The organism is Streptomyces sp. MMCC 100, assembly GCF_041538145.2.
In the GTDB taxonomy this organism is placed as follows: Bacteria; Actinomycetota; Actinomycetes; order Streptomycetales; family Streptomycetaceae; genus Streptomyces.
In genome coordinates this window covers 945,272-968,606 of sequence record NZ_JBGORK020000001.1, presented here as the reverse complement: position 1 = coordinate 968,606, position 23,335 = coordinate 945,272, and the positions used below count along the sequence as shown (strand labels likewise).

Sequence of the window (23,335 nt, the reverse complement as noted above, 5' to 3'; positions counted from 1 at the left end):
TCCGCCCCCGAGGTAACGACTGCGTTGCCTCGGGGGCGGTCTCTTGACGGCTCCTTGTGGGCGGGCCTACGTTCTCGGTCCAACAGGAAACTTTCCTAACAGACGCCCTGGCAGGCGTTTCCCGTGATCCGCGCGGTGGACTTCCCCCACCGCCCCCTGAAAAGCTGAGCGGTCGAGAGGCAGGTGTGGACACGCATGGCAGGAACCGCCGGCACGCCGGGCACCCCGCGCGTCCTGCGCGCCATGAACGACCGGGCCGCACTCGACCTCCTGCTGGAGCACGGGCCGCTGTCCCGGACCCGGATCGGCAAGCTGACCGGCCTGTCGAAGCCGACCGCCTCGCAGCTGCTGGCCCGCCTGGAGGCGGCGGGGCTTGTCCTCGCCGGGGGGACGACCGAGGGCCGCCCCGGACCCGGCGCCCAGCTCTACGAGGTCAACCCGGCCGCCGCGTACGCCGCCGGGCTCGACGTCACCCCGGACCGCATCCTGGCCGCGGTCGCCGACGTCACCGGGCGCACGGTCGGCCGGCACGAACTGCCCACGCCGGGCCGGCGCCCCGCCGCTCCCGTCGTCCAGCAGGTCACCGACGCCCTCGACGGCGCGGTGAAGGCGGCCGGGCTCGCCCGCGACGACGTCCACCGCCTCGTCATCGGCACGCCGGGCGCCTTCGACCCGGGCACCGGACGGCTGCGCTACGCCTCCCACCTGCCCGGCTGGCACTCCCCCACTCTCCTGGACGACCTCGCCGCCGCCCTGCCGATGCCGGTCGAGTACGAGAACGACGTGAACCTCGCCGCCGTGGCCGAGCAGCGCCTCGGTGCGGCCCGGGGGCACGACGACTTCGTCCTGCTGTGGAACCAGGAGGGCCTGGGCGCCGCCCTGGTCCTCGGCGGACGGCTGCACCGCGGCTGGACCGGCGGCGCCGGGGAGGTCGGTTTCCTGCCCGTGCCGGGCGCCCCGCTGGTCCGCAAGGTCAGCCGCACCGGCAGCGGCGGTTTCCAGGAGCTGGCCGGTTCCCAGGCCCTGGCGGGACTGGCCCGGGAGCTGGGGGTCACGGACCTGCCCTCGGGGCCGTATCCCGAGGTCGCCGCGGCCCTGGTCGCCCGCGCGGCGCGGGCCGACTCCGACGACGAACCGCACCGCCGGCTGCTCCAGACCTACGCCACCCGCCTGGCCACCGGCCTCGCCTCCCTCGTCTCGGTACTGGACCCCGAGCTGGTGGTCCTCAGCGGCACCTCCCTCACCGCGGGCGGCGAGGCGCTGCGCGACCTGGTCCGGGACGAGCTGGAGGAACTGGCCGCCTCGCGGCCCCGGCTCGCCGTCGGTGACGTGACCGAGCACCCCGTCCTGCGCGGCGCACTGGAGAGCGCGCTCGCGACCACCCGCGACGAGGTCTTCGACACCTCGCGCTGACCCACGCACCACCCCGCTTGCCCCACCCGTCCCACCCGTCTGCCCTCACCCTGCCCCTGGGAGCTTCGCCATGCCCCAAATATCCAGGAAAACGGCCTTCGCGGTCGCCGCCTCCGCCTCCCTCACCCTGCTCGCCACCGCCTGCACGGGCCAGTCCGAATCCGGCGCCTCCGACGACCCGAACGCCGAGACGACCATCACCTTCTGGCACGGCTGGAGCGCGCCCGCCGAGGTGAAGGCCGTACAGGCCAACGTGGACCGCTTCGAGAAGGCGCACCCCAACATCAAGGTGAAGGTCGTCGGCAACATCAACGACGACAAGCTCAACCAGGCGCTGCGCGCGGGCGGTTCGAGCGGCCCCGACGTGGTGTCCTCGTTCACCACCTCCAACATCGGCAAGTTCTGCTCCTCGGGCGCCTTCCTCGACCTGAAGCCGTTCGTCGAGAAGTCCGAGCTCGACCTGGACGCCCTCATCCCGAAGCCGATGCTGGACTACACGCAGTTCGAGGGGACGCGCTGCGCCCTGCCGCTGCTCGGCGACGCCTACGGCCTCTACTACAACAAGGACGCCTTCGAGGCGGCCGGGATCAAGGCACCGCCGAAGACCTGGTCGGAGTTCGCCGAGGTGGCGAAGAAGCTGACGAAGACCAAGGGCGACGGGTACGAGCAGCTCGGCTTCATGCCGAACTACCACGGTTACGAGACCGTCGTCGACCACTACATGTCCCAGTGGGACCACGCCTACTTCGACGAGGACGGCAAGTCCAGCGTCGCCAAGGACCCGGCGTTCGCCGAGATGTTCACGTACCAGAAGAAGCTCGTGGACGACCTCGGCGGCTTCGAGAAGCTGGAGAAGTACCGCAACACCTTCGGTGACGAGTGGGGTGCCAAGCATCCGTTCCAGACCGGCCAGGTGGCCATGCAGCTGGACGGCGAGTGGCGGCTCGGCATGGCGGAGGACGCCGGAGTCGACTTCGAGATCGGCACCGCGCCGATGCCCGTCGCCGACGACGAGGTGGACGAGTACGGCAAGGGCTTCCTGTCCGGCACCGTCATGGGCATCGCTCCGCAGAGCAAGAAGCAGAACGCGGCGTGGGAGCTGGTGAAGTACATGACGACCGACACCGAGGCCGTCGTCTCCTTCGCCAACGCCATCCGCAACGTGCCCTCCACCTTCCCGGCCCTCAAGTCCCCCGACCTGAAGACCGACCCGGCGTTCAAGACCTTCCTGGACATCGCCCAGCACCCCGAGTCGAACTCCCCGCCGGCTTCCGTCAACGGCGCCACGTACCAGCTGACGCTCCAGGACTTCGGCTACCAGTACGAGTCGGGCCAGGTGAAGGACTTGAAGGCCGGACTGGAGAAGACCGCCGCGCAGATCGACCGCGACATCGAGCAGACGAAGTAGCGGACATGACCACGTCCATGACCACGAACACCCTCCGCGCGAAGCGCCGGTCCTTGGCGCTGCGCACGGTGGCCTTCATGTCACCGTGGCTCGTCGGGTTCGGCGTCTTCTTCGCCTATCCCCTGGTGTCCACCGTGTACTTCTCGCTGATGAAGTACGACGGCTTCGGCGTCCCGGAGTTCCGGGGCCTGGAGAACTGGGCGTACGTCTTCCAGGACTACCCGCTGTTCTGGCCGGCGCTGCGCAACACCCTCTGGCTGGTCCTGGTGATGGTGACCTGCCGGGTGGTGTTCGGGCTCGGGGTCGGGCTGCTCATCACGAAGATCAAGACGGGGGCCGGCGTCTTCCGCACCCTCTTCTACCTGCCCTACCTCGCCCCGCCCGTCGCCGCGACGCTGGCCTTCGTCTTCCTCCTCAACCCCGGTACGGGGCCGGTCAACTCGGTCCTGGAGGGCCTCGGCGTACCGGCGCCCGGCTGGTTCACGGACTCCGCCTGGTCCAAGCCGGCGCTGACCGCGCTGGCGGTGTGGGGCGTGGGGGACCTGATGGTGATCTTCATGGCCGCGCTGCTCGACGTGCCGAAGGAGCAGTACGAGGCGGCCGAGCTGGACGGGGCGTCGGCTTGGCAGCGGTTCCGGTTCGTGACGCTGCCGAACATCTCGCCGATCGTGCTGTTCGCCGTGGTCACGGGCGTGATCCAGAGCATGCAGTACTACACGCAGCCACTGGTCGCCGGGAAGGTCGCCTCCGGGATCATCGGCGGCTCCGGGCAGTCCTTCGAACCCGGCTATCCCGACAAGTCCACCCTCACCCTCCCCCAGCTCGTCTACAACCTCGGCTTCCAGCGCTTCGACTACGGCGCCGCCTGCGTGGTCGCGCTCGTGCTGTTCGCGCTGGCCATGGCGTTCACGGCGCTGCTGATGCGCCGCCGGGGCGGTCTGATCCAGGCAGGTGACCGATGACCCAGGTATCGACGGCCCACGTACTGGACCGGCCCGTCCCGGCCGGTACGCCGCCCACCGAGGAGCGCGTCGCGCGCCGACGCGTCCTGCTGCACTGGATCGCCGTGCACTCCCTCGGCGTGGCCGCCGCCCTCTTCTTCACGCTGCCGTTCGTGTTCGTGGTCCTCACCTCGGTGATGAGCGACCAGCAGGCCCTCACCCGGGACCTGTGGCCGCACACCTGGGAGTGGGGCAACTACCGCGCGGTGCTGGACACGCCCGGCTTCCTCACCTGGTGGAAGAACACGCTGCTGTACGCGGGCCTCGGCACCGTGCTGACGGTGGCGTCGTCGATCCCGGTGGCGTACGCGCTGGCCAAGTTCCGCTTCCGGGGCCGGCATCTGTCCCTGATGCTGGTGATCTCGATGATGATGCTGCCCCCGCAGGTGATCGTCATCCCGATGTACCTGTTCTGGGCGAAGCAGCTGGACCTGTCCGGCACGCTGTGGCCGCTGATCATCCCGATGGCGTTCGGCGACGCCTTCTCCATCTTCCTGCTGCGCCAGTTCCTGCTGACCATCCCGGACGAGTACCTGGACGCGGCGAAGGTCGACGGCTGCGGGGAGCTGCGCACCCTGCTGAAGGTCGTCCTGCCGATGGCGAAGCCCGGCATCGCGGCCGTGGCCCTCTTCCAGTTCTTCTACGCCTGGAACGACTACTTCGGGCCCCAGATCTACGCCTCCGAGAACCCCGGCGCCTGGACGCTCTCCTACGGCCTGGAGTCCTTCAAGGGCGCCCACCACACCGACTGGAACCTCACCATGGCCGCGACCGTGCTGGTCATGGCCCCTGTGATCCTCGTGTTCTTCTTCGCGCAGAAGGCGTTCGTCGAGGGCGTCACACTGACCGGAGTAAAGGGTTGATGACTTCATGAAACTCACCGTGGTCGGCGGCGGTTCGACCTACACGCCCGAACTGATCGACGGCTTCGCCCGGTTGCGGGACACGCTGCCGGTGGAGGAGCTGGTCCTGGTGGATCCGGCCGCGGAACGGCTGGAGTTGGTCGGGGGCCTCGCCCGCCGCATCCTCGCCAGGCAGGGGCACGGTGGCCGCGTGGTCACCACCTCCGACCTGGACGCGGCCGTCGACGGCGCCGACGCCGTACTGCTCCAGTTGCGGGTCGGCGGCCAGGCAGCCAGGCAGCAGGACGAGACCTGGCCGCTGGAGTGCGGCTGCGTCGGCCAGGAGACGACCGGCGCGGGCGGGCTCGCCAAGGCGCTGCGCACGGTGCCGGTGGTGCTGGACATCGCCGAGCGGGTGCGCCGGGCCAACCCGGACGCCTGGATCATCGACTTCACCAACCCGGTCGGCATCGTCACCCGCGCCCTGCTCCAGGCCGGGCACCGCGCGGTCGGGCTGTGCAACGTGGCGATCGGGCTGCAGCGCAAGTTCGCCGCGCTGCTCGGGCTGGCGCCCGCCGACGTCCACCTGGACCACGTGGGCCTCAACCACCTCACCTGGGAGACCGGCGTCCGCCTCGGCGGCCCCGAGGGCGAGGACGCGCTGCCCCGGCTGCTCGCCGAGCACGGGGACACGGTCGCCGCCGACCTGCGCCTGCCCCGGCCGCTCCTGGACCGCCTGGGCGTCGTCCCCTCCTACTACCTGCGCTACTACTACGCGCACGACGAGGTCGTCGACGAGCTGCGCACCAAGCCGTCGCGGGCCGCCGAGGTCGCGGAGATGGAGCGGCAGCTGCTGGAGATGTACGGCGACCCGTCCCTGGACGAGAAGCCCGCCCTGCTCGCCAAGCGCGGCGGCGCCTACTACTCGGAGGCGGCCGTGGACCTCGCCGCCGCCCTGCTCGGCGGCGCGGGCTCCCCGTACCAGGTGGTGAACACCTACAACCGGGGCACGCTGCCCTTCCTCCCCGACGACGCGGTGATCGAGGTGCCGGCGGCGGTGGGCGGCAAGGGCGCCTCCCCGCTGCCGGTGGCGGGCGTGGACCCGCTGTACGCGGGGCTCATGGCGAACGTGACCGCGTACGAGGACCTGGCCCTGGACGCGGCCCTGCGCGGCGGGCGGGACCGGGTCTTCCGGGCGCTGCTCGCCCACCCGCTCGTCGGCCAGTACGCGTACGCCGAGCAGCTCACCGACCGGCTGATCGCGCACAACCGGGAGCACCTGGCGTGGGCCTGAGCGCAAGTGTCCTCGCCGTCGACGCGGGCAACAGCAAGACCGACGTGGCCGTGGTGGCGGCCGACGGGGAGGTCCTCGGCACGGCCCGCGGCGGGGCCTTCCGGCCGCCCGCCGTGGGTGTCGAGCGGGCCGTGGGCACCCTGGCGGACGCGGTGGCGCGGGCCTTCGCGGCGGCCGGCGTCACCTCCGTCGGCCACGTGTCGGCGTGCCTGGCCAACGCCGACCTGCCCGTGGAGGAGGAGCAGCTGGCCGCCGCGCTGCGCGCGCGGGCGTGGGGTGCGAGCGTCGAGGTGCGCAACGACACGTTCGCGATCCTGCGGGCGGGTGTCGCCGAGCCGCTGGGCGTCGCCGTCGTGTGCGGGGCGGGCGTCAACTGCGTCGGCATGCGCCCCGACGGCCGCACCGCCCGCTTCCCGGCCATCGGCCGCATCTCCGGCGACTGGGGCGGCGGCTGGGGGCTGGCCGAGGAGGCGCTGTGGCACGCCGCGCGCGCGGAGGACGGCCGCGGCGGGCCCACGGAGCTGGCCCGCACCCTGCCCGCCCACTTCGGCCTCGACTCGATGTACGCCCTCATCGAGGCCCTGCACCTGCGGCGGATCGAGCCCGTACGGCGGCACGAGCTGACCCCCGTGCTGTTCGCCACGGCGGCCGGCGGGGACCCGCTCGCCCGGGCGGTCGTGGACCGGCAGGCCGACGAGGTGGTGGCCATGGCCACGGTCGCGCTGACCCGCCTGGACCTGCTGGACGAACCGGCGCCGGTCCTGCTGGGCGGCAGCGTGCTGGCGGCCCGGCACCCGCAGCTCGACGACCGGATACGGGAGCTGCTGGCGGCCCGCGCCCCCAAGGCGGTGCCACGCGTGGTGACGGCACCGCCCGTGCTGGGCGCGGTACTGCTGGGGCTCGACCACGTGGGCGCGGCGCCCGGGGCCCGTGAGCGGGCCCGCGAGCACTTCGCCGCCTGAGCCGCCCGCGTCTCCTGCTGTTTCGGCGACCGGGAACCGGTACGGGGAACCGAACCGGTTCCCGTGGCGTATTCATGGGCAGGGGTGGTGCGTTGCACCGGGACCGCACCGAGATCGGGTGAAGGCCGGTGCGAATGTCGGTGCGGGCAGCGATACTTGCGGCGACGGATGACCATGGGGGAGGTCAGCAGTGACTCAACCGCCGAAGGGCAGCGCGGCGCCGCCGCCGGGCACGGGTGTGCCCGGCCCGCCCGCCGTACCGCCGCGTTCCGGACCGGTGCCGGGGCAGCGGTCGGGCGGCGTGCCCTCCGCTCCCCCGCCGCCCCCGGCCCGGCGTCGTACCGCCTTCGCCGAGGGCGTGGACCGGCTGCGCGCGGCGGCGGTCACCGAGCCGGGGCGGCTGCGCATCATCGGCGCGCTGCTCGCCGTGCTCGTGATCGCCTTCGGTGCCGTCACCGCCTGGCAGATGAACGAGCGGACCGCGGCGGCCGACGACGTGCTGACCCGAAGCCAGCCGCTCAGCTCCGCCGCGGCCGACATCTACCGTTCCCTCGCCGAGGCCAACACCGCGGCCTCCAGCGGCTTCCTGGCCGGTGGCCAGGAGACGGAGGACTCCCGCACGCGGTACGACAACGGGATCCGCGCGGCCGCCGAGGGGCTCGTGACGGCCGCCGCCAACTCCGAGCCGAAGTCACCCGCGGCGAGGACCATCGCCGAACTCAACCGCCTGCTGCCCGAGTACAAGGGCCTGGTCGAGCGCGCCCGCACCTACAACCGGCAGGGCTTCCCGGTCGGCGGCGCCTACCTGCGCTACGCCAACGAGAAGATGCAGAAGGAGATGCTCCCGGCGGCGGAGGACCTCTACACCAAGGAGAACCAGCGGCTGAGCTCCGACTACGACGACGCCAAGCCCTACCCGTGGGCGGCGATCGCCCTCGGTGTCGTCCTGCTCGCCGCGCTGGCCTGGGCCCAGCACCGCAACTACCGGCGCACCAACCGGGTCCTGAACCACGGCCTGGTCGCCGCAACCGCCGCCTCCGCGATCGTGCTGCTCTGGCTGGTCGTCGGCCACGGCGTCGCGCGGTCGAACCTGACCGACTCCTACGAGCACGGCGTGCGCTCCCTCAACGCGCTGAACGAGGCCCGCATCGCCTCCCTCAAGGCGAGAGGCAACGAGAACCTGACCCTGGTCTCCCGCGGTGCGGAGACCACCAAGGTGGACGACAAGACGTACGACTCCTACGACCTGGCCTTCGGCAAGAACATGGACGCCCTCGGCAAGGCGCTGGCCGAGGCGGGGCGGCTCGCCGACGACGAGGCCGGCGAACAGCCGGTCGGCACGGCGAACGGCAACATGACGGAGTGGAAGAAGCGGCACACCTCGGCCCGTGAGCAGGACGAGAACGGCAACTACCAGCAGGCGCTCGACCTGGTGATCGGCGGCGACGGCGCCACGGTCGAGTGCTTCGACGGCGTCGACGCCGCGCTCGCCACCGCTCTAGAACACGAGAAGGCGGAGTTCGAGCAGGCGGCGGGCGACGGTCTGGACGCGATGGGCTACCTGCCGCAGGGTGCGGGCGTGCTCGCCGCGCTGGGCGCGGCCGGCGCGCTCATAGGCATCGGCCGCAGGCTGTCGGAGTACCGGTGAGGCGGGCCGCGGACCCGGCGGGCCGGCGGGAGCGGGAAGGGGTGCCCGTGGAGGCAGTACCCGTGAAAGGGGGCGTGAGGATGCGTGCGGGACGGTTGCGGACCGGCCTGAAGGGCTGGGGCGGTGTGGGGGCGATGGCCTTCGCCTGCGTCCTCGCGGTGCTGGCGGCCCTGCTCCTGCCGACGGTCCCCTGGCACGGCGAGGGCGGTGGCGGCGGCACGGACGACGGCGGCCACGGCGTCGCCCGCGGCAGCCAGGCGCGAGCCGCGCAGGAGTGCACGGACCCGGAGAAGCAGACCCTCGCCCCCTCCGGCGACGGCGGGCCCACCATCGACGAGATCCGCGCCCGCGAGGGCGAGAAGCGCAAGCTGATCGTCGGCGTCGACCAGAACAGCTACCGCTGGGGCTACCGGGACCCGAACAGCGGCGGCGACGCCGAGCTGGAGGGCTTCGACATCGACCTGGCGCACCGGATCGCGAAGGACGTCCTCGGCGACGAGGACGCCGTGCAGTTCAAGGCGATCCCCACCGACCAGCGCGTCCCCGCCATCCAGGACGGCCGGGTCGACATGGTGGTCCGCACGATGACCATCAACTGCGACCGGCTGGAGGACGTCGCGTTCTCCGCCCCCTACTTCAGGACCGGCCAGCAGGTGCTGGCGCCCAAGTCCTCGAAGATCACCGGGTACAACGGCACACTGGCCGGCAAGGAGATCTGCACGGCGGCGGGTTCGACGGCGCTGAGCACCCTGGAGCAGGACCAGACGGACGGCAGGCCGGCCGAGGGCGTCGACCTGCGCACCACCGTGCCCAACCAACTGGACTGCCTGGTACGGCTCCAGCTCGGTGAGGTGGACGCGGTCGTCACCGACGGCGCACTCGCCGCCAGCCAGGCCGCGCAGGACCCGACGGTCGAGCTGAAGGGCGACGCCTTCACCACCGAGTACTACGGCGTGGCGATGAAGAAGGACGCCGACGATCTGGTACGCCGGGTCAACCGGGTCCTCGAACAGTGGCGCGCGGACCGGGCGGAGGGGTGGCAGCACTCGTACGAGGAGTGGCTGTCGGAGACCATGGACGACCCGGCGAAGTCGCTGCCGCCGACCCCGCAGTACCTGCGGGGGAGCTGACCGACGCAGCGCAGGAGAAGACAGAGCACACGCACGGCACACGCAAGTCCGCGACGGCGAGAGGTGATCGATGGGCGACACGGGACCCACCGGGCCGGTGATGGACCGGGACGAGGTGGACCGTGCGCTGGCGCGGCTCGGCGCGGAGCACGAGGCGATCGAGACCTCGCTCCTCGCCCTCCAGGACCACGCGGGCCGCAGACTCCTCGAGGGCGCCGAGCTGACCGGCGTCACCGCCGAGCGCTGGGCCGCCGCGGAGGCGTCCATCACGCTGCTGTGGACCTACTTCGACGCGTACACGGGCGCGCTGCGCACCGCACGGGAGATCCGTTCCCGGCGCCGCTGGTCCAGCCGCGAGGATCTGGTGGAGCTGACGGAGCTGCTGCGCGGCGAGGCGGTCACGGTGGCCGGCGGCGTCGCCGCCACCGCCGGCGCGCCCACCCCGCACGGCGGTCCGGGCCGGCTCAGCGAGCGGTACACGCTGGTGACGCTGGTGGAGCGGATGAACCAGCTGTACGCCGGCTCGCTGGACATGGTGGTCGCCGCCGACGCGGTGTGGTCGGCGCTGCCCGCCCGGATCGATTTACTCGCCGCCGAGCTGCAGCGCACCCGCAAGCTGGCGCACTCCGTGGGCGTGCGCCCCGGCGAGCACCCGGCCGGCGACGACCTGGAGCGGATCACCCGCACCCTGACGCGGCTGCGCGAGCGGGTGGTGTCCGATCCGCTGGCCTTCTGGGTGCCCGCGCAGGGCAGCTCGGCACCGGGCGGCGGCCGTCCCGACACCACGGTGTACGACCGGGAGGCGCGGGCGCTGGAGGATGTGCGCCGGGAGATCGACGCGGTGCTGGCCGTGCGCCAGGACGCCGAGCAGCGGATCGTGCGGCTGCGGGACGTGCTCTCGCGCGCGGACCGCACGCTGGCCGAGGCACGCACCGCGCGCGGCGAGGTGCTGGCGAAGATCGCCGCGACGGAGGTGCCGGTGGTCGGCGGGCCGCCGATCGTGCTCCAGGAGCAGCTCGCGGCGGCCGCCGAGTACCGCAGGCACGCCCAGTGGCACCGGCTGTCGCCGCTCCTGGAGTCCCTGGAGGAGAAGGCGGAGGACGAACTGCTGCGGGCCCGCGAGTCGTTGACGGCGGTCACCGCGCCCCTCGCCGTCCGTGCCGAGCTGCGCGGCCGGCTGGACGCGTACAAGGCGAAGATGGCCCGGCTGGGGTACGCCGAGGATCCGGAGCTGGCCGAGAAGTACGAGAAGGCGCGCCGCATGCTGTGGAGCGCGCCCTGCGACCTGCGCGTCGCCGAGCAGGCCGTGCTGCGCTACCAGCACGCGGCGGCCGAACTGCTCGGCACCGCACCGCGCGTACCCGGCCAGGGCGGACCGGTGGACCGGACGGGTCCCGGCGCATGAGCCGCAACCGGCACATGAGGCACAACCGGCACATGAGGCACAACCGGCGCATCAGCGGCAACCGGCGCATGAGCGAGAAGGGGGAGGCAGCGTCATGAGTGAGGCAGGGCGGACGTGTCAGCGTCCCGGCTGCGGCGGGACGTACGAGGACATGGGCGGCGGCGAACTGTACTGCGACATGTGCGGTCTGGCGCCGGTCGTCGCGGCGGGCGGCGAGCTCGGCTCGACGCCGACCGGCGTCACCGGCGGCGGGGGCTCGCGCGGGTCGCGCGGTTCGTCCGGCAGCGGCGGTTCCCGCTCCAGCGCCCGCAGTTCCCGTACGTCCTCGCAGTCGTCGAAGTCCCGGCGCTCCGTGTCGGGCCGGCTCTCGCGGGCCGTGTCGGGCCGCTCCACGGGGCGTTCGGTGTCCGTGCGCAGCTCCGGTTCGGGTGCCGGTTCCACCGGGCGCGGGCGCCTGGGCGCCGGTCTCGTCGAGGTACCGGCGGTGCCGCGGCCCGATCCGCGCGAGATGGTCATGGACCACCCGGAGGTGCCCGAGCGCAAGCGGTTCTGCTCGCGCTCGGACTGCGGGGCGCCGGTCGGCCGGGCGCGCGGCGAGCGGCCGGGCCGCACGGAGGGCTTCTGCACCAAGTGCGGCCACCCGTACTCGTTCGTGCCCAAGCTGAAGACCGGGGACGTGGTGCACGGCCAGTACGAGGTGGTGGGCTGCCTCGCGCACGGCGGCCTCGGCTGGATCTACCTCGCCGTCGACAAGGCGGTCTCCGACCGCTGGGTGGTCCTCAAGGGCCTGCTGGACACCGGCGACCAGGACGCGATGGCGGCGGCGATCTCCGAGCGGCGCTTCCTCGCCGAGATCGAGCACGCCAACATCGTGCGGATCTACAACTTCGTCGAGCACCTCGACCAGCGCACCGGCTCCCTCGACGGCTACATCGTCATGGAGTACGTGGGCGGCAAGTCGCTCAAGGAGATCGCCAACGCCCGGCGCTCCCCGGAGGGCAGACGCGACCCGCTGCCGGTCGAGCAGGCCTGCGCGTACGGCATCGAGGCGCTGGAGGCGCTCGGCCACCTGCACAGCCGCAAGCTGCTGTACTGCGACTTCAAGGTCGACAACGCCCTCCAGACCGAGGACCAGCTCAAGCTCATAGACATGGGCGCGGTCCGCCGCATGGACGACGACGAGTCGGCCATCTACGGCACGGTGGGCTACCAGGCGCCGGAGGTCGCCGACGTCGGCCCGTCGGTGGCGTCCGACCTGTACACCGTCGGGCGCACCCTCGCCGTGCTGACCTTCGACTTCCAGGGCTACACCACCGTCTACGCGGACTCCCTGCCGGACCCCGACAACATCGACGTCTTCCGGCGGTACGAGTCGTTCTACCGGCTGCTGGTGCGGGCCACCGACCCGGACCCGGCCCGCAGGTTCGCCTCCGCGCAGGAGATGGCGGAGCAGCTGACGGGTGTGCTGCGCGAGGTGGTCTCGCTCCAGACCGGCCGTGCCAGGCCCGCCGTCTCCACGCTGTTCGGGCCCGAGGTCCGGGTCACCGACACGGAGTTGTTCCCGCGCCTCGACGGCGAGGTGTCGCGCCTGGGGGCCAGGGCGCCCCGTACGAGAGGCCGCCGGGGCGGCTCCGGTGCGGCCCTGCCGGACGGAGCGGGTCCCGCGCCCGCGCTGCCGGGCGGGACCGGCCCTGCCGTGGGTGCGCCCGGCGGGACCGTCGCGCACGCCCCGCCGGTCGGCGCCGGTGCCGGGCCCACGGGCGCGACGACGGGCGCGCCGGGGGGCGCGAGCGCGTCGCTGCCGGGTGCCGTGAGCGCGGTCGGCGGTCTCGACGCCGGTGCCTCCGGCCTGGTCAAGGCGGCCGACGTGCCCACCGCCACGCTCGCGCTGCCGGTCCCCCGGGTCGACGCCGGTGACCCCAACGCGGGTTTTCTGGCCGGCCTCATGGCGTCCGCGCCGGCCGAGCTGCTGACCGCGCTGGCCGCCGCGCCGGCGCCGTCGACCGAGACGCGGCTGCGGCAGATCCGGGCCCGGCTGGAGAACGGCGACGCGCCCGGCGCGCTGGAGGTCCTGGGGGACCTGGAGGGTGAGCGCCCCGACGACTGGCGGGTGGTCTGGTACCGCGGTCTCGCCGCACTGGTGACCGGCGCCCACGAGGACGCCGCGCTGGCCTTCGACGCGGTCTACGACGCCTTCCCCGGCGAGATCGCGCCCAAGCTGGCGCTCGGCCTGTGCGCGGAGGTGCTGGGGCAGCTCGACAACGCCGCCGAGTACTACCGGCTGGTGTGGTCCTCCGACCCGAGCCACGTCAGCGCGGCGTTCGGGCTGGCCCGCGTCCAGCTGGCCGGCGGTGACCGGGCCGGTGCGGTGCGGACGTTGGAGTCGGTGCCGGAGTCGTCCATCCACTACACCGGAGCGCGCGTGGCGGCCGTACGGGCGCGGCTGCGGCAGCGCACCGCGGCCGCGGGCGACCTGCAGTTCCTGGACGATCTGATCGCCGCCGCGCGGCAGGTCGAGGCACTGGACGTGTACGGTCTGGATCCGGCGCGGCGCGAGCAACTGTCGGCCGAGGTCCTCGGTTGCGCGCTGGACTGGGTACTCTCCGGAGGTCGGGGTTCCGTCCCTCCCGCCGCCGGGGGACGGACGCTGCTCGGCAGCGGCCTGGACGAACGCGGCCTGCGTTTCGGCCTGGAGCGTTCGTACCGCACGCTGGCCCGGCTGGCGCGGGGCGGCGAGGAGAGGATCGACCTGGTGGAACGTGCCAATCGTTACCGCCCCCGGACGTGGGTGTAGTTGATGTCGCAGATGCCCCAGCAGGCCGCTGTGCCGAAGTGCCCGAGCTGCGAGGAACCCCTCGAGTCGGGTGACCGTTTCTGCGGTGCGTGCGGATACGACCTGTCCGTCGTGCCCGCGCGGCCCGAGGACAGCCCCACCCTCGCCATCAACGGCGCGGTGCCCGCGCCGGACGGCGTGGACTGGCCCGTGGCCCGGGACTCGGACGGCCACGGCCACCCGGCCCCGGCGCACGCGGCGGCCGAACTCCCGGGCACCGACTCGGGCGGCTCCCCGCTGGCACCGCCGCCCCCGCCCGCCCCGCCGGCGGCTCCGCCCGCGGCTCCGGCGGCCGCGCCGGCGTCCTCCGCGCCCGGCGTACGGTTCGACCGGCCGGACGAGCCCGACGAGTACCCCCTGCAGGCCCCCGACCCGCGGCTGACCTCCGAAGGGGCCGCGGCCACCGGACAGGCCCCGCCCGCCGAGCCGACCGCGGCCGAGAAGGTGTGCGTGGCCTGCCGCGCGGGCCGGGTCGACGACGACGGCTACTGCGAGAACTGCGGGCACGCCCAGCCCCGCGAACGCGACCACATGGAGCAGGAGTCCGGCCCGATCGCCGCCGTCAGCGACCGCGGTCTGCGCCACCACCGCAACGAGGACGCGTTCTCGGTGGGCTGCACCGCGCTGCCCGACGGCGCCCCCGCGTCCGTGGCGATCGTCTGCGACGGCGTGTCCTCGGCGACCCGCCCCGACGACGCCTCGCTCGCCGCGTCCCGGGCGGCCGGCGAGTCGCTGCTCGGCGCCCTGCCGCGCGGCACCCACCCGCAGCAGGCCATGCACGACGCCATCCTCGCCGCCTCGCAGGCCGTCAACGCGCTGGCCGACGAGCCCGCCACCGCCCGCGAGCAGGCCCCGCACCAGAACGCGCCCGCCTGCACCCTGGTCGGCGCCGTGGTCACCGCCGGTCTGCTGGTCGTCGGCTGGGTCGGCGACAGCCGGGTCTACTGGGTGCCCGCCGACCGCACCACCCCGCCCGCCCGGCTCACCGAGGACGACTCGTGGGCCGCGCAGATGGTCGCCGCGGGCCTGATGAGCGAGGCCGAGGCCTACGCCGACGAGCGCGCCCACGCGATCACCGGCTGGCTGGGTGCGGACGCCTACGAACTGGAGCCGCACACCGCGTCCTTCAAGCCGGACCGCCCCGGTGTGGTCGTGGTCTGCACGGACGGCCTGTGGAACTACGCGGAGTCCGCCGAGGAGATGGCCGAGGCCATGCCCCTGGACGCCGCCGCCCGCCCGCTGCACGGCGCCCGCGTTCTGGTCGGCCACGCCCTGGACGGCGGGGGCCACGACAACGTAACAGTGGCCCTCCTGCCGTTCCCGGCCCCGCCGCAGGGGGCAGGATCGGCCTGAGGCCCCCGCACGGGCACGGGTGAGGGGCGGCCTCGCGGACCGCAGGGGGCGGTCCGCGCCAACGAGCCAAGACCCCCACCGCTGGGGGGACGTAGAGGGGGATGCGATCCGGCATGGCCAATTTCTCGAAGTCGAACGTGCCGCAGTTCGCGGTGGACGTCTACCAGAACGAGTACCTGCCCGAGGGCGGCCGCGAGGTCAACGCCATCGTCACGGTCACCGCGACCGGCGGCGGCACGATCGGGAGCGCGGTCGCCGCGCCCCACCTGTACTCGCCCGGCCAGGGCCCGTCCGCCGCCGTGGCCTTGCTGGTCGACTGCTCGGGCTCGATGGACTACCCGCCGACCAAGATGCGCAACGCCCGCGACGCCACGTCCGCCGCGATCGACACCCTGCGCGACGGCGTGCACTTCACGGTCGTGGCCGGCACCCACGTGGCCAGGGAGGTCTACCCCGGCGGCGGCCGGCTCGCGGTCGCCGACGCCACCACCCGGGCGCAGGCCAAGCAGGCGCTGCGGAGTCTCAGTGCGGGCGGCGGCACCGCCATCGGCACCTGGCTGCGGCTGGCCGACCGGCTGCTGTCCACCGCGGACGTCGCCATCCGGCACGGCATCCTGCTCACCGACGGCCGCAACGAGCACGAGTCACCCGAGGACCTCAGGGCCGCGCTCGACGCCTGCGCCGGACGTTTCACGTGCGACGCCCGTGGCGTGGGCACCGACTGGGAAGTGAAAGAAGTCACAGGGATCGCCTCCGCCCTGCTCGGCACCGCCGACATCGTCGCCGACCCGGCGGGCCTGGCCGCCGACTTCACGCGGATGATGGAGACGGCCATGGGCAAGGAGGTCGCGGACGTCGCGCTGCGCCTGTGGACCCCGGTCGGCACCACGGTGAAGTTCGTCAAGCAGGTCGCGCCGACGGTCGAGGAGCTGACCGGCCGCCGCACCGATGCGGGGCCGCGGGCCGGTGACTACCCCACCGGTTCCTGGGGCGACGAGTCCCGTGACTACCACGTCTGCGTGGAGGTACCGGCCGCGGGCCTCGGCCAGGAGATGCTGGCCGCCCGCGTCTCGCTGGTCATCCCGGAGCCCGACGGAAGCGTCCAGAACCTCGGCGCACAGGGTCTCGTACGGGCCGTGTGGACGGACGACATGGCCGCCTCCACGTCGATCAACCCCCAAGTCGCCCACTACACCGGGCAGGCCGAACTGGCACAAGCCATCCAGCAGGGGCTGGATCTGCGCAAAGCGGGAGACATCGACGGAGCAACGGCCAAACTGGGCCGCGCGGTTCAGCTCGCCGGGGCCTCCGGAAACGCCGATACGGCGAAACTGCTCGCGAAGGTGGTGGACGTAGTGGACGCGGCGGCAGGTACTGTGCGACTGAAAGCGAAGGTCGAGGAGGCCGACGAGATGACTCTCGAGACCCGGTCGACAAAGACTGTTCGTGTAAAGAAGTGACGCAGCACGACAAACGCGCGACACGCCCGCTAGAGAGGGAAGCTCCGACATGCCGACCTGCCCGAACGGACACCAGTCGGGTTCCGACGACTGGTGCGAGGTCTGCGGTCACCGCATGGCCGGTGCCGTGCCGCCCCCTCCGCCGCCCCCGCCGCCCGGCGGCGGCTACGGCTTCCCGCCGCCCGGTGGTCCGGGCGGGCCCGGTGGGCCCGGTGGGCCGGGCGGCGGTTCCGGCGGTCCGGGCGGCGAGCCGCAGTTGTGCCCGCAGTGCCGCACGCCGCGTGAGGGCGGTGCGCCCTTCTGCGAGGAGTGCCGGTGGAACTTCCTGACCAACACCGCCACCTCGTACACCCCGGCCGCCCCGCGCCCGCCGGCCTCCGGTGGTCCGGCGCCGGCACCGCACTTCGGGCAGCCGCCCGCGGGTCCGTCGTACGGCGGCGGTGACTCGTACGACTACCAGGGCTCCCGCCCGTCCCAGATGAACCGTCCCGCCGAACCGATTCCCCCGGGCCCGCCGCCCTTCGGCGCCGACCCGTCGGGACGCGGTGGTCCGGGTGGCCCCGGCGGCCCGAACGGTCCCTACAGCCCCAATGGTCCCGGCGGACCGGGTGGCCCGGGTGGCCCCGCGGGCGGCTTCGGCGGCCCGGGTGGGCCCAATGGGCCTGGTGGTGGCTTCGGTGGTCCCGGTGTTCCGAGTGGGCCAGGTGGCCCCGGTGGGCCCAACAGCCCGCACACTCCCGGCGGCCCCAATGGCCCCGGCGCCCAGGGCGGTCCCTCCGGCCCTCCGTCCCCGCCCGGTTTCGGTGCCGATCCCTCGCGTCCCGTCCCGCCTCCGCCCGGCCCCGTCCCGCCCCCGCCGGGTGGCGCCGGTGGCCCGGGCGGCCCGGGTGGCGCCCCGCAGCAGTTCCAGTCCGGTCCGCCGGCCCCGCCCGCCTTCCCGCAGGAGACCAACCGTCCGCAGCAGGGCGGCCCGTCCTTCGGCGGCGGTGACGACGACTGGGTGCTCTCCCCGCCGTCGTCCACCGGTCCGGGCCGCCCGGGAGGCCCCGGCGGCCCGAACGGCCCGGGTCCGGCCCAGGGCGGCGGCTACGGCTACCCGCAGCCCGGCGCCACCCAGGCCCCGCCCGGCCCCGGCCAGGGCTTCCCGCAGCAGCCGCAGCGGCCCCAGCAGCCGACGACCTGGTCGGCGACGATCGGTCCGGACCGCGAGTACTTCATGGCGATGATGCAGCGCTCCGGTCCCGAGGCCGCGGGGCTGAACCTGCCCGCGTACTCGCCCGAGCAGCAGCGCACGCTCACCGGCAACCAGATCACCATCGGCCGCCGGAGGCACTCCACCGGCGACACCCCGGACATCGATCTGGCCGTGCCGCCGGAGGACCCGGGCGTCTCGCACCAGCACGCGGTGCTGGTGCAGCAGCCGGACGGCAGCTGGGCGGTCGTCGACCAGAACTCGACGAACGGCACGACGGTCAACGGGGGCGAGGAGCCGATCCAGCCCTTCGTGCCGGTGCCGCTCCAGGACGGCGACCGGGTGCACGTCGGCGCCTGGACGACTATCACGATCCGCCGGGGATAGGCGGCGACGGCGCGACCGGCGCTCTGCGTCAGGCGAACGGCCAGGCGTACGGCCCCTCGGGGTCGTCCAGCCACGCCCAGGCCCGTTCGCCGCTGACGGTGATGCCGTAGCGCTCGCGGCGCGGGGCGTCCTCGCGGTCCCAGATCGCGTACGCCTCCTGCGGATCGAGCCCGCCCCGGCTCAGCGCCAGCAGGAAGCGGAACAGGTCGTCCTCCCGGGCCCGGCGCGGTACGCCGCCCAGGCCCGGCGTCTCGGGCTCGGCGCGGTCCGCGCCGCGCAGCGGCACGAAGTACGCGGGCGTGGGCAGGAAGCGCCCCTCGGCGTGCTCGGCGTCGCGGACGGTCAGGACGACGAGACCGGTGGCCAGCGGGGTCAGGATCCGGCCGCCGGGGCGGCACTGGGCCGTCCACGCGCGCGGTACCGAGGGCAGCGTGCAGGTGGCGAGGATCCGGTCGTAGGGGGCGCGCTCGGGAACGCCGCGGGCACCGTCGCCCGTGACGACGGCCGGGTGGTACCCGGCGGCGTCCAGGTGACGGCGGGCCGACTCGGTGATCTCGGGGTCCAGGTCGACGGTGGTGACCAGGTCGTCGTCGCCGAGCCGGTGGGCGAGCAGGGCGGCGTTGTAGCCGGTGCCGGCGCCGATCTCCAGCACCCGGTCGCCGTCCCGGACGTCCAGCTCGACCAGCATCATCGCCATCAGCGAGGGCTGGCTGCTGGAGGAGAGCAGTTCGCCGTCGCGCATCCGGGTCGCCAGCGGGGCGTCGGCGTACGCGCCGCGCACCCAGCGCTCGCGGGCGTCCCGGTCGGGGTGCTCGCCCCACCGGCGTTCGTAGCCGCCCCGGACGCCGACGTAGTAGTACGGCACGAAGAGATGGCGCGGCACCGCCCGGAACGCCTCCCGCCACACCGGGTCGGCCGTCCAGGCACCGCTCAGCTCGATCTCCCGCACCAGCTCCGCCCGCGCGGAGGCGGCGAGGCTGTCCAGGTCCTCGTACCCGCCCATGCCTCCACAGTACGGGCCGGGCGGACGGCCGGCAGGGTCCCGGGAGCGGTCCTAGGTCTTGAGTCCTATGCCCCCGTGTCTGAGACCATGGACGGCGTGAATGAGATTCGGCGCGGCACGCTTCAGGAGCAGACCTTCTACCAGCAGGTCGGCGGGGAGGAGACCTTCCGCCGGCTCGTCCACCGCTTCTACGAGGGGGTCGCCGAGGACCCGATCCTGCGGCCGATGTACCCCGAGGAGGACCTGGGTCCGGCCGAGGACCGTTTCGCGCTGTTCCTGATGCAGTACTGGGGCGGTCCGACGACGTACAGCGACAACCGGGGCCACCCTCGGCTGCGGATGCGGCACGCCCCCTTCGTCGTCGACCGGGCCGCGCACGACGCCTGGCTGAAGCACATGCGGGTCGCGCTCGACGAGCTGGGTCTGTCCGAGGAGCACGAGCAGACGCTGTGGAAGTACCTGACCTACGCGGCGGCCTCGATGATCAACGCCCCGGACTGACGCACTGACGCACTGACGCACTGACGCACTGACAGACTGACGGACGCATTCCGGTCAGCCGACGCCGGATTCCGGTCACGATCCGGTCAAGTCCCGGTTCCAAGCGCTTACTTCGGCACCTCCACCTCTGACAGCATCCCGGCGGGGTCTGGACGACAGCGGCGGGGGGGCCGGGTGGCAGGGTTCGGGGGGCTCACAGGGTTCGTACTGCTGCGGGCGCGGGCGCATCGCCTGCTGCTGGCGGCGGCCCTGCTCACCGTCCTGCTGACCACGACGGTCCTTGCCACCCTGACCGCCTACTCGGGCGCCGTCGGCGACGCGGCCCTGCGGCACGCCCTCGCCGATTCGCGCACCGGGGCCGACGCCGCTCTGATCGTGAAGGCGGACGTACCGGCCGGACAGCGGCCGGCCGCCGACGCCACCGTGCGCGAGGGTGCCGCGAAGACCTTCGACGGGCTGCCCCGTACGGTACGGACCCTGGTGCGCTCGGGCCCGTACGCGCTGCCCGGCTCCCCGCGTCCGCCGGCCGCGCGGTCCGGCGACCCCGATCTGACGTTCTTCGCGGCGCTCGACCCGTCGCAGGTCCGCGTCGAGGAGGGACGCATGCCCGTGGCCGGGGCCGCCGGCGGCCCGGTCGAGGTGGCGGTGCCCGTGGCCGCCGCCGAGCGCGTCGGCGTCGGTACGGGCGACCGGCTCACCCTCACCGACCGGCTCGACGGCCCGGCCGTCCGCGTCGTGGTGGTCGGCCTGTACCGGCCGGTCGACACCGGGTCACCGTACTGGCGCCTCGACGACCTGGCCGGGCGCGGCGTCAAGCAGGGCGGCTTCACGACGTACGGCCCGCTGCTCGCCCCGCCCGGCGCGCTGAGCGGCGGCCGGGTCAGCACGGGGTCGTCCGGGTGGCTGGTGAGGGCGGACTACTCGTCGTTGACGACCGGACGGACCGAGGCCCTGGGCGAGGCGGCCCGGGGCGGCACGGCGTGGCTGCGCGAGCAGCCGGTGCTCAGCGGCACCACCGCGGCGACGACCGAACTGTCCGCGATCCTGGAGCGCCTCGACCGTTCGCTGGAGGTCTCCCGTTCCACCCTCCTCGTCATCGCGCTGCAACTCGTCCTGCTCGCGGGCGGCGCGCTGCTGCCGGTGGCGCGGCTGCTGAGCGTGGAGCGGGCGGGTGAGCTGCGGCTGCTGCGGGCGCGCGGCGCCTCCCGGGCCCGGCTGGCGGCGGGGTCGGCACTGGAGGCGTTGCTGCTGGCCGTGCCCGCGCTGGTCTGTGCGCCGCTGCTGGCCGGACCACTGATCCGGTTGCTGGCCGGGCAGGGGGCGCTGTCCCGGATCGGGCTCGCCTGGGAACCGGCGGCCGGCGGCAGCGACACCGTGTGGCTGGTGGCGGCGGTGGCGGCCCTCGGGTGCACCCTGGCCGTGACGCTGCCGGCGCTGACCCTCGCGCCGGAGGCCTACGGCGGCCGGTCCCGGGCGCTGCCGGGCTGGCTGCGGGCCGGCGCGGACGTGGGCCTGCTGGTGATCGCCGGCATCGCCTACCGGCAGCTGGACCAGCAGACCTCCGCCGCCGGGACGGGCGAAACCGACGACGCGGGCACCCTGGGGGTGGATCCGCTGTTCGTGGTGACGCCCACGCTGGCGCTGCTGGCCGGGACGGTGCTGGCGCTGCGGCTGCTGCCGCTGGTGGCGCGGTTCGCGGAGCGCCGGGCGGCGAGCGGGCGCGGTCTCGCGGTGGCGCTGGCGGGCTGGCAGCTGAGCCGGCGTCCGATGCGCGGGGCGGGTCCTGTGCTGCTGCTGGTGCTCGCCGTGGCGCTCGGCACGATGGCGATCGGGCAGGGCGCCTCGTGGTCCCGTTCGCAGGACGACCAGGCCGACTTCCGCACGGGCGCGCCGATCCGGGTGCGGGCCTCCGGCACGGCGGGCCCGGACCGCACCGACCGGATCGCCGGCGTCGCGGGCGTACGGCAGGTCGCTCCCGCGGCGCGGTCCGAGGTTTCGCTGTCCGGCGACCGGACGGCGACGGTGCTCGCGCTGGACACCGCGCACGCGGCGGACACGATGCTGATCCGGCCGGACCTGGCCGGCGGGTCGCCGCACGGGCTGCTGTCCGGGATGGCGCCCGTGAAGCCGTCGAACGGCGCGGAGATCCCGGCGGGCACGACCCGACTGGCGCTGACGGCGACGCTGACCGTGCCCAGTGGAAGCGCGCCCTCCGCCGACGCCCGGTCGGCGGACGTGACGGTCACCGTCGAGGACCGCTGGGGCACCCCGTACCGGCTCGGGGCCGGTTCGCTGGCCGCCGACGGACGGGAGCACACCCTCGGCCTGGACGTGACCGCCGGACCGCTCACCCTGACCGGCGTCGAGTTCACGGTGGTGCAGCCCACGGGCCGGGGCGAGGAACACCGCCTGACCGTACGGCAGGTGACGGCCGGGGCCGCCGACGGGACCGTACGGCCGGTGCCGCTGCCCGACGCCTGGACGGCCGGGTCGGAACCGTCCTCGCCGTCGGTCGCGCCGGGCGCGGACGGTGCCCCGTCCAAGCCGCGCCTGCTGGATTCCGGTCCGCTCGCCGTCGAGTACTCCACGGGCCGGTCGGAGGACGGCTCGCAGATCACCACGCTGACCGTGCGGCTGCGGGTCGCGCAGCCGGAGCCGGCCGAGGTGACCGCCGTGGCCGGTGAGCGTTTCCTCGACTCCGCGGGCGCCCGTACCGGGCAGCGCGTCACGGTGCCGATCGGCGGCCACGACGTCCCGGTGCGGATCGTGCGCTCCGTGCGCGAGCTGCCTGGCACCGGGCCCGAGACCCCCTCGGCGCGGTTCGGCGGCGCCCTGCTGGTCGATCTGCCGGCGCTGAACCGGTACCTGCAGGGCACGTACGGCGCCGCCGTCGAGCCCACCGAGTGGTGGCTGCGGATGGGGCCGGGGAAGACCGACGAGGCGGCGGCGGCTCTCCGGGCGTTCCCGGACACGGCACCGGCCCAGGTCCTGGTCCGCGACGAGGTCGCCGAGCGGCTGCGTGACGACCCGTTCGGCGCCGGTCCCGGGGCGGCGTTCGCCGCGGCGACCCTGGTGGCGGCGGCGCTGGCCGCGGTCGGCTTCGCGGTGAGCGCGGCGGGGTCGCTGCGCGAGCGGGGCACGGAGTTCTCCGTACTGCGCGCCCTGGGCGCCTCGCGCCGCAGGCTGGCCCGCACGGTCGCCGTCGAGCAGGGCGCGCTGACCGGCCTGGCGCTGCTGACCGGCGCCGCCCTGGGCGCGGTCCTGACCCGGGCGGTGATCCCGCTGACCGTGCTGACCCCGCAGGCCACCCGTCCCGTGCCGGACGTGCACGTGGCCCTGCCGGTCGACCGCATCGCCCTGCTGCTGGCCGGCATGGCCGTCGTCCCGCTCCTGGTCACGGCAGCCCTGGCACTGCGCCGCACGGACACGACGGTGACCCTCAAGGAACCCGGAGGTACCGGCCGGTGAACCCCGTGACCACCCCCTGGGTGCGTACCCGGCTG

At 73.9% G+C, this 23,335-nt stretch carries 16 protein-coding genes; 15 read left to right on the top strand and 1 reads right to left on the bottom strand.

Translation table 11 applies throughout. The features are described 5' to 3' along the window. Positions 1–195: 195 nt before the first annotated feature. The 13 genes from ABS735_RS04480 (at position 196) to ABS735_RS04420 (ending at position 18,328) form a co-directional block, all read left to right on the top strand. The gene (locus ABS735_RS04480; protein ID WP_373900084.1) at positions 196–1,413 is read left to right on the top strand and encodes an ROK family transcriptional regulator; all 1,218 of its coding nucleotides are present in this window, start codon (positions 196–198) and stop codon (positions 1,411–1,413) included. A 70-nt stretch (positions 1,414–1,483) separates the two neighbouring features. Further along, on the top strand, positions 1,484–2,821 hold the full coding sequence (locus ABS735_RS04475; protein WP_373900083.1) for an ABC transporter substrate-binding protein: 1,338 nt from the start codon (positions 1,484–1,486) through the stop codon (positions 2,819–2,821). Positions 2,822–2,838: 17 nt separating this feature from the next. Continuing rightward, positions 2,839–3,783, top strand: coding sequence for a carbohydrate ABC transporter permease (locus tag ABS735_RS04470; RefSeq protein ID WP_373900082.1), 945 nt, complete (start codon positions 2,839–2,841; stop codon positions 3,781–3,783). Beyond that, the gene (locus tag ABS735_RS04465) at positions 3,780–4,685 is read left to right on the top strand and encodes a carbohydrate ABC transporter permease (protein ID WP_373900081.1); all 906 of its coding nucleotides are present in this window, start codon (positions 3,780–3,782) and stop codon (positions 4,683–4,685) included. Before ABS735_RS04470 ends, ABS735_RS04465 begins: the two co-directional genes overlap by 4 nt. A gap of 7 nt (positions 4,686–4,692) precedes the next feature. Further along, the gene (locus ABS735_RS04460) at positions 4,693–5,958 is read left to right on the top strand and encodes a 6-phospho-beta-glucosidase (RefSeq protein ID WP_373900080.1); all 1,266 of its coding nucleotides are present in this window, start codon (positions 4,693–4,695) and stop codon (positions 5,956–5,958) included. After that, positions 5,949–6,920: an N-acetylglucosamine kinase gene (locus ABS735_RS04455; RefSeq protein WP_373900079.1), complete on the top strand. Its 972-nt coding sequence runs from the start codon at positions 5,949–5,951 to the stop codon at positions 6,918–6,920. Before ABS735_RS04460 ends, ABS735_RS04455 begins: the two co-directional genes overlap by 10 nt. Before the next feature lie 190 nt (positions 6,921–7,110). Continuing rightward, on the top strand, positions 7,111–8,568 hold the full coding sequence (locus tag ABS735_RS04450) for a hypothetical protein (protein ID WP_373900078.1): 1,458 nt from the start codon (positions 7,111–7,113) through the stop codon (positions 8,566–8,568). Positions 8,569–8,648: 80 nt separating this feature from the next. Then, positions 8,649–9,698, top strand: a complete 1,050-nt coding sequence (locus ABS735_RS04445; RefSeq protein WP_373900077.1) for a glutamate ABC transporter substrate-binding protein — start codon at positions 8,649–8,651, stop codon at positions 9,696–9,698. A 70-nt stretch (positions 9,699–9,768) separates the two neighbouring features. Next, complete coding sequence (locus tag ABS735_RS04440; RefSeq protein ID WP_373900076.1) at positions 9,769–11,103, top strand: coiled-coil domain-containing protein; 1,335 nt, start codon at positions 9,769–9,771, stop codon at positions 11,101–11,103. 94 nt (positions 11,104–11,197) lie between these two features. Then, entirely contained in the window at positions 11,198–13,897 is a 2,700-nt protein-coding gene (locus tag ABS735_RS04435) for a serine/threonine-protein kinase (RefSeq protein WP_373900075.1), read from the top strand. Positions 13,898–13,900: 3 nt separating this feature from the next. Next, positions 13,901–15,289 (top strand): PP2C family protein-serine/threonine phosphatase, encoded by a 1,389-nt coding sequence (locus ABS735_RS04430; protein ID WP_373900074.1) that lies wholly within the window; start codon positions 13,901–13,903, stop codon positions 15,287–15,289. Positions 15,290–15,402: 113 nt separating this feature from the next. After that, positions 15,403–16,749 carry a vWA domain-containing protein gene (locus ABS735_RS04425; RefSeq protein ID WP_373900073.1) on the top strand — a complete coding sequence of 449 codons (1,347 nt, stop codon included), beginning with the start codon at positions 15,403–15,405 and terminating at the stop codon, positions 16,747–16,749. A gap of 49 nt (positions 16,750–16,798) precedes the next feature. Beyond that, on the top strand, positions 16,799–18,328 hold the full coding sequence (locus ABS735_RS04420) for an FHA domain-containing protein (RefSeq protein ID WP_373900072.1): 1,530 nt from the start codon (positions 16,799–16,801) through the stop codon (positions 18,326–18,328). Positions 18,329–18,356: 28 nt separating this feature from the next. Here ABS735_RS04420 and ABS735_RS04415 read toward each other — a convergent pair whose 3' ends face one another. Beyond that, positions 18,357–19,331 carry a methyltransferase domain-containing protein gene (locus ABS735_RS04415; RefSeq protein WP_373900071.1) on the bottom strand — a complete coding sequence of 325 codons (975 nt, stop codon included), beginning with the start codon at positions 19,329–19,331 and terminating at the stop codon, positions 18,357–18,359. A gap of 87 nt (positions 19,332–19,418) precedes the next feature. Here ABS735_RS04415 and ABS735_RS04410 point away from each other — a divergent pair, with 87 nt between their 5' ends. Together ABS735_RS04410 and ABS735_RS04405 are read left to right on the top strand one after the other, a co-directional pair. Continuing rightward, positions 19,419–19,832 carry a globin gene (locus ABS735_RS04410; RefSeq protein WP_373900225.1) on the top strand — a complete coding sequence of 138 codons (414 nt, stop codon included), beginning with the start codon at positions 19,419–19,421 and terminating at the stop codon, positions 19,830–19,832. Between the two features lie 174 nt (positions 19,833–20,006). Then, entirely contained in the window at positions 20,007–23,300 is a 3,294-nt protein-coding gene (locus tag ABS735_RS04405; protein ID WP_373900070.1) for an FtsX-like permease family protein, read from the top strand. Positions 23,301–23,335: the final 35 nt, after the last annotated feature.